We start from the raw sequence: 11,019 nt of genomic DNA, 5'->3' as shown, positions 1-11,019 counted from the left end.
GCGCGCCGTCAGGCGGTGCAGCGATGCTGAGCAGATGCGCAACGGGTTGCAGGCTTGCGTCGCGCACCCAGCCTTGCAATGCGCCGACCGCAACGGCGCGCCAGCCTGGGGCGGCGGTGGCCGTCGGGGGTTGGTGCGGCGCTGCGCGCACGAAGCTGCCCTGGCCCAGTTGCAGCAGCACCTCGCTGCCGGCGTCGGGCCGGGCGTGCAGCACCAGGCCGTCGTGCACCACGCGCCAGTTGCTGACCAAGGGCTCCAAGGGGGAGGTTCCTTCCGGCAGCACGGCCAGTTGGTCGGGCTGCCGGATCGGGGCGGGGGCGGGCATGGCCGTGGCAATGCTCGCGTTGGCGCTGGCCACGGGGGCGGGCGCGAGCTGCGGCGGATGCGCGGGCGCGGCGCCGGGCGCGGTCAGAAAGGGCTCGGCGCCGTGGCGCTGCTGGCGCAGGGTCTCGGTGGCGCGCTCGACGCGCTGCATCAGGCCGGGCGACTGGCTGTTGATCACCGTCGGGGTGACGAACACCACCAGCTCGGTTTCGTCGTTCTGAAAGCGCTTGGAGCGGAACAGCGCGCCGAGTATCGGCAGGTCGCCCAGAAAGGGAACTTTGTCGATGTTGTCGCTGGTCTTGCGCGACATCAGCCCGGCCAACACCATGGTTTCGCCGTTTTGCACGTTGAACTCGGTTTTCGTGCGCCGTGTGCTCAGCGCCGGCCCGGAAACGGTTGAGATGGAGGAGTCTATGTGGCTGACTTCGCTGGTGATCTCTGCGCGGATGACTCCATTGCGATCCACGCGCGGCGTGATGTCGAGCTTGATTCCGTAGGGCTTGAAGAGGATGTGCGGCCCTTCATTGGTTTGGACGGTGTAGGGGTATTCGCCGCCCGCGAGGAACTCGGATTTGGCCCCATTGCGCGCCGACAGCTGCGGCTGCGCCAGGATGCTGGCCTTGCCCTCCTGGGCCAGCAGGTCGAGCTTGGCGCTCAGGCCCATATTGATCGCACTCAGGACGTTCAGGCCCCCGGACAGCGGAGTGAACTCACTGCCGTCCGCGGAGGTGATGGGCGGCTTCTGGACACCGATGACCAGCCCCCCTTGGTGGCCGCGTCGGCCGGGCGCCCAGAGACCGGCGACGCTGGCGCCGCCCGTGGAACCCCAGCGCAGGCCGATTTCGCGCAGCTCATTCACCGGAAACTCGACGACCTTGACGTCCATCAGCACCATCTGCTCCCAGCCGATCTGGTTGGCGAAGTTGACGATTTGCGGATAGTGTTTTGTGAGGCTTTCGATCTTCTTGAGGTCGACGTCGCCCAGGTTGTCGCCTTCGACGATGACCTTGTCGCCAATGACGGAGGCCTTGGCGTTGGGGATGGTGCTCAGGAACGCGGCGATCTCGCGCGCATAGCGGCTGGTGTCACCGGGGACGACGTTGATCTTGACGCGCTGGTAGCGGCCCTCCTCGTTCCACACGAACAGCGAGGAGGTCCCGACCTCGTTGGCAAAGATGATGACTTCGCGCTCGTCGAGCGCGGCGGCCGTGAGCACCTTGCCGTTGCCCACGGCAATGCGCGCGACGCCGGGGCTGGGAAAGACGCGCGACTCACCGACGAACATTTCGATCTCGGGCACCTGGGCCTGGTCGTCCGGCTTCTGGATGGGGCGGTAGGGTTGGCCGGAGACTGCCGCCGGAGTCTGTTTTTTGGCCCGCAGTGCCGGCGCGAAGCCGCCACGCGAGAGCGCGGGCGGCGCGGCAAGGTCCGTGGTGCCGGATGCTGGCTGAGCGGGCGTTTGGGCCGGCGCAGGCAGGGCCGTTGCGCAGGCCAGGGCCAGGCTCCAGCGCAATGCGTGGTCTGTAGCGCTGACCGGAATGCTGCGATGGGGCATGGGCGGGTGGGAAAACGTTTGGCCTGGGGTCATGGCGCGGCACGGGGTGGAGCGGGAATCACCAATGCGCCGGGCTTGCCCGGGGGCTGGTCTGGCTTCTTGGGGTTGGAGGCCGGTGGCCCGGGCGGTAGTGCGGCCGGTTCGTCGGCGCCGCCCTGGTTCGCGGCCTGGCGCAGCATCAGTTCCTCGGGCTTGAAGTCGCTGCGGCGCCCGCCGTAGAGCACGGGTACCGTGCGGCCCGTCGAACCTGCGGAGTTGCTCAGGGACTGCACGTCGCCAGCGAGGCCCAGCAGCGCCGCCATCGCCGCACTGTCCTCCGCCAAGACCTGCGTGTCCTGCGGATTGCGCAGCAGCGCCGTGATCTTGCCGGCCTCGCGCGCAATGACCACGCTCTGTGCCTGCGCCTGCGTGGTGTCCAGCGTGACCGTGGAATACTGCCGCCGCTCGCCGCTCTTGGGGTCGTCCACCACGCGTTGGCCGGTGGCCATGACCCGGACGTTTTGCAGCAGGGGAAGGTGGTCTTTTTGCACCCTGCTCGAGCGTGAGTATCAGGTCGATCGCGTCGCCTGGCTCCAGCAGACCGGAGATGGAGTTGATCTCATCGACGTGCACGGTGATCGCGCGGCGCCCGATCCCGACGCGCGAGGAGAAACTCGGGGCCTTCTTGGTCTGCATGAGGCTCCAGAGCAGGATTTCGCCCTCCTTGATGTCTTGCTCGACGCTCTGGCCCTCGATGCGATCGAAATGCTCGGGCGTGATGGCGTTGGAATGCGCGTAGTCCACCGGAACGTTGCGCACCGCCACGGTCTTGGTGGACAGGGCATCGCCTTTTTTGAGGTCCTGCTTGGCCACCAGCAGGACGGTGGTCTTGCCTTTGGCGCGCGCCTCGATCGCCTCCATATAGCTGCTCAGGTAGCTGCGGGCGCTCAAGGCGGCAACCAGGCCGATCAGCAGCGCCACCCCAAAGAGTAGCCAGGTCTTGTTGGGCCGCAGGGCGGCGAGTCGGAACGGGGAGAGTTTCATGGGGCAAGCATGGAACAAGGGGATACGAAAGAGATAGGGGCCAAGCGGGCGACTCAGATAGGCAGCGAAATGGCGAAGCTGAACTTTTGGTAGGCGAGTTGGAAGGCGTTGAGCAACTCGCGCAGCACGCTGCTGTCGTCGAGCATGCCCACGCCGAGCGCGAAGGCCAGGGCCGCGCAGACCACGCCGTACTCCACCGAGGATTGGCCGCATTGCAATGCAGCACCCCCGGGTCGCCTGCGGTGCGTCTTCTTCGAGGGGGCGCTGCCTGCGGCCCGGGAAAGCCGGTTGCGCGCTGTCCCTGGCTTGGGGTGCGCACGGCGCGGGGAAAAACGCCAACGGTTCATGGCAGTAGCTCCAACTGAACACTGGTGAGCAGCACGATGCTGGTCTGGCCTTGCGCGTCGCGCGTGATGGTGGCCATGGCCTCCTTGCCCGGGCCGCGGAAGAGCAGGGTCAGGCCTGCCGCTTGTTCGGGCAAGCCGGCGGCGGTTTGGGCGCTGTCGGTGCTAATGCTGCGCTCGAGCGCGTAGCCCTGTTCGCGCAAGGCCGCGCCGAGCCGCTGTGCATTGAGCTGCTCGCCGTGCCGGTTCAGCGCCACGAGATGGGTCGCGAACCGGCCGTTGTCCTGCGCTTGCAGGTGGCTGGTGATTTGGGTGCCTGCCGGCAGCAGGCGGCGCCAATGGGCGATCGTCTCCCGGGTCTGCGGCTGCGGGGCGCCGGGCAACTGCGTGACCGCGACCATGCCCCGGCTGCCCCGGCCGTCGCTGCCAGGCTCGATCTGCACGGTCAGGTAGTACCCGCCCTCGGCGCGGCCCAGGATCTGTTTGCGACCCAGGCGGTTTTCCACCAGGGGCTGACCCAGCGTGCGGCGAAACCACGCGGCGGTTTGCTCCGGAGCTGCCTCGGTGGCAAAGCCCGTCAGGCGCATGGGCAGACCGTTCATTCCCAGTTGCTGGCCGACGCCGTAGCTCTGGGCCTGCGCGGGCAGGGCGACCTCGGGCCAGGAGGCTTGCGCTCTTGCGGCGGGTGCGCCCAGGGCCAGCAACAACAGGCCAAGGCACAGGCCGGCGCGCTTGGGCTTGGGCAGGGGTCTGCCTGGCCGCGCAAAAGCGGCTCGTGTCCCCGGTGGGCGTGGTGGTGGCGGGGCGTGTTGCATGATTTCGAAGCCTGCTGTCGTGCGGGTTCAGTTCCTGGACTCGTCGGCCTTGAGGCGGTCTTCGGGCACCACGTCCTGCCAGAGCTCCAGGCGCCCGAATTGGGGGGCCGATACATCCCCCAACTCGAAGAACGGGATGACGATGTCCAGCGCCGCTTCGATTGAGGAGAACAGGCTGTTCAGCGGGACGAGCTTGCCAAAGCGGTCCATGGTCTGCTGCACCGATTCCGCGGCCCAGGGATCGATCAGCACGCTGGTATGGCGCGTGATGCGCAGATCGATTTTGTCGAAAGGCGTGTAGCTGACGATGCCTTCGGGCAGGTTGGCCAGGGGCACGGAGACGTTGACGCGGTAGATGCCCCGGGCCTGCAGGTCGAGCGTTTTGTGGTTCGCCAGGGGCATCAGGCTGAAGGGCTTGCCGTCGCTGCTGCCCTTGAAGGCCTGGCTGTGCGAAGGGGCCTCGTCTTCGCCGAAAGTGACCGCGACGTCGGAGAAGTTGCGGATCAGCGGCTTGCCCCGGGGGTCGGTCCAGAGCGGGTTCTGATGGGCCCGGGAATCGTCGGCTGCATCGTCGGTTCTGATGGGCGCGTCGGGGGTGCCGAAGTAGCGTCTGCGCACTTCCTCGGCCAACTGTGCCTCGGGCTTGAAGCCGTTTTTTGCATCGTTGTGCACCGTGGCGTCGAACGCCGCGTAGCGGCTTGCCATATGCGTGGCATGGGCAATGTCCTGGTACTTGCCGATCATCGGCATCAGCAGGAACAGGCCGAGGACGGCAGCGGAAATGGTGAGGAACTCGACCAGCGCCTGGCCCTGCTGCGGCGCACCCCGGAAAGTTGTGCGGTTCATGGGATGTGCGCTCCCTGGAGCAGTTGCTGCGCCTGCACGTCGGTTTCGGAATGGACCAGGCGCACGCGCCAATAGGGGTTGAACAGGCTGGGGAGTTCGCGGGGGCGGCCCAGGGTCTTGCCGTAGAGGTTTTCGCGTTGATTGAATGGGCGCTCGAAGTACACCTCGGAGGTGGCCACCGCGGCCATGACGTTGCTGGCCACCTGGCTCTTGTAGGCGTTGATGCGGCTGTCGCTGCTGGTCCTTATCTCGCTCCTGCCGTCGGAGGTGCGCAGCTCGCTGCGTGCGCGGACCAGGCGCACGCTGAATCGCAGCGCGGGATCGCTCTTGTCCAGTTGCTGCTGGCTGAGATCGTAATAGCTGGGGATGCCGCTGTAGCCCGTCCAGTGCGAGGACGATGCCATGCTCGACGCCTCCGGGTTGTCTCGGGCGCCGCCCAGGGAGGCGCCGGAATCGTCCTGGTCCTGGCCCTTGGGATGCGCCTGCTGCTCGCCGTAGGCGATGGGATTTTCCCAGTATCTGCAACGCAAAAAGCGGTATCGCACCTGCCACCAAGACTCGGTGTCTTGCGCTATCCACTCGTCGTAGTTGACCAGATCGGTGCCTCCACCTCGGCTCACTCTGCTGAAGGAAAAACGGCAGGACGGGAATACAGCAAAGGAATCCCATTTGCGCTTGTGCGTGAATTCGTCGGTGTGTGCGGCATAACGGGCCAGTTCGGCCATACGCTTGCGGTCCTGGCCGCTGTACTTGCGCGTGAAACTGCCCCAGTCGTCGGTTAGCGCCGAGGCAATGCCCGGACCCAGGGGCTCTACCTGCACGCTGCCGTCATTGGCATAGTTGGCCCGGGCGACGTCCTGCATCACGTTGGCGCGCAGGCTCTGCAAATAGAGCGGGGCATGCAACAGGTTGTGGGCTAGCTGTATCGCCTTCTTGTTGAGTTCCACCGCCTTCACTACTTTCTCCGTCAGGTCTGGCACCTCCTTGGCTACATCCTCTATGTATTGGCCCAGATACTGCACGACGGCATAGCACATGATCGCGTACTTGGCATCGTAGAGCCAAGCACCAGCCCCCGATGAATAGCCGCTTGAATCGAGGCAGTGGGGGAATTGGCCTGGCAGGTTTTGCACGCGGGTCTCCGCGTACTGCGCCCACGATGACAGGCTGACCATCTGGGCCACGAGCGCCTCGTTGGCGACCAGCGCGCGGTTGCCGTAGGCGCTGAAGTTCAGCGCCCGTGCGTGCATCACGCCGGCGCTGTAAGCCACTGCATCGGCAGTGTTCACCAGCTTGGTCTTTTCCTGGGACAGTTGGCCGGTGTTGAACAGGAAGAACAGGGCAGCCAGGGAGCTGATCACGACAAACATGCCGTAGATCAGCGCCTGCCCGCGCTGTTGCCGCTTGGCGGCTCTCCGCCTGCCATGTGGGACGATGCAGTGCATGGGGGAACGGTTGCTCACTTGTTCTTGTAAGCGTCGAGGCCCTTCTCTTTGCGCTCGGTATCGGCCTTCTGGGCCGAGGTCCCGGCTGCAGTGATCGCGGTCTGAGCGGATTTGCCCGCGACTTCATTGGCGATGCCCGACATCTGCGCCCGGATGGTCTCGCCAAAAGCTTGGTAGACCGCAATGGCAGCGACGCCGATCAGCGCGACAATCACGATGTATTCCGTCATGCCTTGACCACGTTGTTGCTTCTTGGTTGCACGGCGGGTATTGGAGAGAGTGCGGATCATGCGAGAGCCTCCTGAGGTGGGTTGTGGATGAGAAAGAATAGCGCCTTTCCTGCGCAATCATACAGCGGCTTTTGCAATCCAGGAGTAACTTTTTTTCGAAGTCCCCGAGAGGGGTGTGTCGATGAAAGAAGTGAGAACAGAAGTCACAATGCAAATGTATTGCAACTTTTACAGACAAGGCGGGATTCTAAAACATGGCTTCCCGTAGCTCGCCCGCGCTTGGGTGACGGCGACCTGCCGTCCTTGCAGAGGCCCGCGAAAACGCGCATCTCGGGGCGGTAGACGCGAAGCGCCGCCAGCGCCTGCGTGGCGATGGCGGCGTTGTTCAGATGGAAAAACGGTTGCGCGCCCTGGCGTGTACTGCCTGTGTACCGCCTGGGTTGAGCAGGTGCAATGCCGCGCTGGGGCGTACCTGCACCCTGCTCACCGACCCGGGTCTGCGCCCGGTATTTTGCCGGTTCACCCCCCGAGGGGGATGAACCCGGGGGCTGCTTTCAGAATCCGGCCGCGTCGGGCGCCGACTCAGCCGTCTGCCCTACGATGGACAGCGGCATGCGCGCCGCCGCGCCCGAGATGAAGGAAACGCTGCCGTCGGCCACGCCATCGGCGTCAAACTCCCCGCCATCCTGGATCGAGAAGTCCAGCCGCACCATCTCGCCTTCGCCCGTCATCTGGCCGCCGTAGGACTCGCTGGCCAGATTTACCCAGACGCCGGCGCTGTTCAGCGCCCAGTACCCGTTGACGTCCGTATTCGGGTCCAGGTACAGGCTGAATTTCGCACTGTCGCCGGCAGTCTCCACCGTGGCAAAGAAGTCCGTCACCCCGATCGGCGTCTCCGCCCCCTCGGGGAAGTTGGCGGCCGCCTTTTGCTCCAGGCTGACGATGTGGGTGTTGCTGCCAGCGCTGACCTTGCCGTCCTGGCTGTCGGCGACCAGGGTGATCGGGGCCGTGGAGTCGCCGTCTTTCGCAACGGTCTTCGAAGCGGCTGCCGCCTGTGCGCTGTTCTGGATACCGTCGCCGGTCACGGCACCCGGGATGCTGACGGTCCGTTCTTTCTGGGCGTCGGGAACGCTGTTGCGGCCCGCATCCGACCCCTTGGGGGGTGATGCGAGCGTGAGTTTGCCCACGGGCTGATTCAGTTTGTCGTCGCTGACCGTGTTTTGCTGCAAAGGGGAAGATGCCGGTGTGGACGCTGTGGTGTCGGACATGGTATTGCTCCTTGAAACGGTGGATTTGATGGACAGGGGGTCAGTGGTTTGCACTGCTCCCCACGGTGGGCATCGCGCAGAGCGCGCGAGGTAACCCGCCGAAAACTGCATCACGGGTGACAAGTTGATGCAGCAGCAGCTGCTGCTGCTGCCCCCGGTCGCGCCCCCGAGGGGGATGGACCCGCCGGGGGCTGCTTTCAGAGTCAGCCCCCGCCGGGCGCCGGCTCAGCCGTTTGTCCCACGATGGACAGCGGCATGCGCGCCGCCGCACCCAGAAAGGAGGAGATGCTGCCGTTGGCCACGCCGTCGGCGTCGAACTGCCCGCCATCCTGGATCCAAAAGTCCAGCCGCACCCGCTCGCCTTCGCTCGTCATCTGGCCGCCGTAGGACGCACTGGCCAGATTCACCCAGACGCCGGCTCCGTCCCTCACCCAATAACCGTCGATGTCCGCGAGACTGATGAGGGGGCGCCCCCACCGCGGTTCCGTCCTCACCCAATAACCGTTGCCGTCCGTATTCGGGTCCAGATACAGGCTGAAGTTCGCACCGTTGCCGACAGTCTCCAGCGTGGCGACGAAGTTCATCAACCCGATCGGCACCTCCGTCCCCGGCCCCCAGGAGAAGCCGTGGGCCAAGTTTTGCTCCAGGCTGACGATGCGGGTGTTGTTGCCAGGGATGGAGCCACCCGGGCTGTCGACGACCAGGGTGATCGATGCCGTGGAACCACCGCTTGTCGCAACGGTCTTCGAAGCGACCGTAGCTTGTGCGCTGTCCTGGATGCCGTCTCCGTTGCCGTCGCCGGTTACGGCACCCCCGGTGCTGACGGCCCGTGCTTCCTGGACGTCGGAAACGCTGTCGTGGTCCGCGTCCGGCCCCTCGGGGGTTGACGCGGGCGGGAGGTTGTTCACGAGCATATAGACGAAGTTCGCCGCAGCGTTGCCCGCCGTGTCCTGCACCCCAGGGCTGTCCGCGGGTTTGACGTAGCTGACGGTCAGCAGTTCGCCGTTGTTCACGGCCCGGCTGAGCGTCAGGGTGACGGTCTTGGTGTTTGCATCCACGGTGACGATCCCGACGCCGATTTCCACTCCCGTGGCACTGTGCACCGCAAAGCCTGCGCTACCGTACAGGATGGCCGCGTCCAGGCTGTTTTGTTCGGTGTAGCTGAGCACCAGTCGGTTGCCTTCGATCCGGGGGGCGTCAGCACCCTCCATGATGAGTTCGGGCGGCACGAGGTCGGGCACCGTGTCCACGCTGTAGGGGTTGCTCTTGGCGATGCCGTCTCCGGCGTTGCCCGCCAAGTCCCGCACGCCCTGCGTGTTCACGATGATGGCGTTGCCCTCCGCGTGGACGTTGGCCGTTGGCGTGAAAGTGGCGCTCCAGGTTTGGCCGTCTTCGCTGGCCGTCAGCGGACCCAGCGTGCCGTTGGCATGCGAGAGGTTGATGTCGCTGGCGTCAAAACCGGTGACGGACTCGCTGAAGCTAAAGGTGACGGTGGTGCTTGCGCCCACGGTGAGGGCGCTCTCGGCCAGCGTGATGGTGAGCGTGGGGCGCTGGACGTCGATGTCGTAGGTAACAGTGGAGGCGACCTTGCCCACGCCTGCATGGCCCGCAAGGCTGCGCACGCCGGCAAGGTTGACGCTGATCCGGTTGCCCGTCGAGTCGCGGACGTCGTCGGGGTTCGCGAGGATGTCCTCGATCCCCGGAGCCGTGAGCGTGACCGCCCAGGTGGTGCCGCCGTCGATGCTGTACAGGTCGGAGAGCTTCGCGCCCCCGGTCACGCCCAGATCGGCGAGGCTGAAACTCTTGGTATTGATGGCTTCGGAGAAGCGGATGATGACGGTGGTGCGCTCGTCCTGGCTCAGCTTGTCGTCGTGGATCGTGATCGGATCGGTGCGGGCCAGCGTGGGGCGCGCGAGGGTGTCCACGGTGTAGTTGGCGCTTCTGACGGTGCCGACTTCGGTGTTGCCCGCCCGGTCCTGCACGCCCTTCGTATGCACGCGGATGGTGTTGCTCGCGTCGTTGACGTTGTCCGTGGGCGTGAAGGTGGCGCTCCAGGTTTGGCCGTCTTCGTTGGCCATCAGCGGGCCCAGCGTGCCGTTGGCATGCGAGAGGTCGATGTCGCTGGCGTCAAAACCGGTGACGGGCTCGTTGAAGCGGAAGATGACGGTGGTGGTTTCCCCTGCGGTGAGGGTACTTTCGAGCAGCGTGATGGTGGCCATGGGGCGCTTGAAGGCAACCGGGGAGACGACCTTGCCCACGCCGGCGTTGCCGGCGAGGTCGGTCACGCCGGCGAGGACGACCCGGAACTGGTTGCCCGTCAAATCGGAGGCGTCGGAGGGGATGTCCGTGCGCTCCGGGGCCGTCAGCGTGACCTCCCAGGTGATGCCCCCATCGATGCTGTGCAGGTCGGACAGCTTCGCGCCATCGCCCACGCCCAGATCGGCAAGGCTGAAACTGCTCGCATCGATGGCTTCGGAGAAGCGGATGGTGACGGTGGCGCTCTCGCCCGGGCCCAGCCTGTCGTCGCTGATCGTGATCGGATTCGTGGCAGCCAGCGTGGGGGCCGCGAGGGTGTCCACGGTGTAGTGGGCGCTCTTGGCGACGCCGCTTCCGGTGTTGCCCGCCAAGTCCCGCACGCCCTTCGTGTTCACGCGGATGGTGTTGCTCGCATCGCTGACGTCGTTCGTTGGCGTGAAGGTCGCGTTCCAGGTTCTGCCGTCTTTGCTGGCCGTCAGCGGGCCCAGCCTGCCGTTGGCGTGCGAGAGGTCGATGTCGCTGGCGTCAAAACCGGTCACGGGCTCGCTGAAGCGGAAGGTGGCGCTGGTGGTTTCCCCCGCAGTCAGGTGGCTATCGGCCAGTTTGATGGCGACCATGGGGCGCACGGTGTCCACGGAGTAGTTGGCGCTGGAGGCGTTGCCGCTACCGGTGCTGCCCGCATCGGTGCCCAAACCGGCGAGGTTTACGCGGATGGTATTCGCCCCGGCGCTGACGTTGGCCGTGGGCGTGAAGGTGGCCGTCCAGACCGTGCGGTTGGCGTTGGGCGTGAGCGGGCCCAGCGTGCCGTTGGCATTCGAGAGGTTGATGTCGTTGGCATCAAAGCCGTTGACGGGCTCGTTGAAAGTGAAGGTGACGGTGGTGCTTTCCCCTACGGTGAGCGCGGTGTCGGCCA

General features: G+C 65.6%; 8 protein-coding genes and 1 pseudogene. All 9 read right to left on the bottom strand.

The genetic code is table 11. The features are described from left to right. Window positions 1-1,879: type II and III secretion system protein family protein (locus tag VTU_RS0117640; protein ID WP_029554526.1), on the bottom strand; the 1,879-nt coding region annotated here is incomplete at its 3' end. A 29-nt stretch (window positions 1,880-1,908) separates the two neighbouring features. After that, a pseudogene (cpaB, locus tag VTU_RS35030) lies at window positions 1,909-2,902 on the bottom strand (Flp pilus assembly protein CpaB). A 53-nt stretch (window positions 2,903-2,955) separates the two neighbouring features. Beyond that, a complete protein-coding gene (locus VTU_RS32970) occupies window positions 2,956-3,249 on the bottom strand; it encodes a hypothetical protein (protein WP_138927945.1) in 294 nt (97 codons plus the stop codon). Next, complete coding sequence (locus VTU_RS0117625; protein WP_169315420.1) at window positions 3,246-4,061, bottom strand: hypothetical protein; 816 nt, start codon at window positions 4,059-4,061, stop codon at window positions 3,246-3,248. Before VTU_RS0117625 ends, VTU_RS32970 begins: the two co-directional genes overlap by 4 nt. Before the next feature lie 27 nt (window positions 4,062-4,088). Continuing rightward, window positions 4,089-4,907: a hypothetical protein gene (locus VTU_RS0117620; protein ID WP_010106604.1), complete on the bottom strand. Its 819-nt coding sequence runs from the start codon at window positions 4,905-4,907 to the stop codon at window positions 4,089-4,091. Then, entirely contained in the window at window positions 4,904-6,352 is a 1,449-nt protein-coding gene (locus VTU_RS0117615) for a pilus assembly protein TadG-related protein (protein ID WP_010106603.1), read from the bottom strand. Before VTU_RS0117615 ends, VTU_RS0117620 begins: the two co-directional genes overlap by 4 nt. Window positions 6,353-6,366: 14 nt before the next feature. Further along, window positions 6,367-6,642, bottom strand: a complete 276-nt coding sequence (locus VTU_RS0117610; RefSeq protein ID WP_029554524.1) for a Flp family type IVb pilin — start codon at window positions 6,640-6,642, stop codon at window positions 6,367-6,369. A gap of 494 nt (window positions 6,643-7,136) precedes the next feature. After that, a complete protein-coding gene (locus tag VTU_RS0117605; RefSeq protein ID WP_138927944.1) occupies window positions 7,137-7,850 on the bottom strand; it encodes a choice-of-anchor U domain-containing protein in 714 nt (237 codons plus the stop codon). A 203-nt stretch (window positions 7,851-8,053) separates the two neighbouring features. Then, on the bottom strand, window positions 8,054-11,019 hold a 2,966-nt coding region (locus VTU_RS27955), incomplete at its 5' end, for an Ig-like domain-containing protein (RefSeq protein ID WP_010106598.1).

The organism is Verminephrobacter aporrectodeae subsp. tuberculatae At4 (assembly GCF_000193225.1).
Lineage (GTDB): Bacteria > Pseudomonadota > Gammaproteobacteria > Burkholderiales > Burkholderiaceae_C > Acidovorax > Acidovorax aporrectodeae.
This window is presented reverse-complemented; position numbering and strand designations above follow the sequence as displayed.

What these genes read in the sequence shown, in the direction of transcription:
- VTU_RS0117610 (WP_029554524.1), bottom strand. Translation starts at nt 6,642, where the DNA reads ATGATCCGCACTCTCTCCAATACCCGCCGTGCAACCAAGAAGCAACAA.
- VTU_RS0117605 (WP_138927944.1), bottom strand. Translation starts at nt 7,850, where the DNA reads ATGTCCGACACCACAGCGTCCACACCGGCATCTTCCCCTTTGCAGCAA.
- VTU_RS0117625 (WP_169315420.1), bottom strand. Translation starts at nt 4,061, where the DNA reads ATGCAACACGCCCCGCCACCACCACGCCCACCGGGGACACGAGCCGCT.
- VTU_RS0117615 (WP_010106603.1), bottom strand. Translation starts at nt 6,352, where the DNA reads ATGCACTGCATCGTCCCACATGGCAGGCGGAGAGCCGCCAAGCGGCAA.
- VTU_RS0117620 (WP_010106604.1), bottom strand. Translation starts at nt 4,907, where the DNA reads ATGAACCGCACAACTTTCCGGGGTGCGCCGCAGCAGGGCCAGGCGCTG.
- VTU_RS32970 (WP_138927945.1), bottom strand. Translation starts at nt 3,249, where the DNA reads ATGAACCGTTGGCGTTTTTCCCCGCGCCGTGCGCACCCCAAGCCAGGG.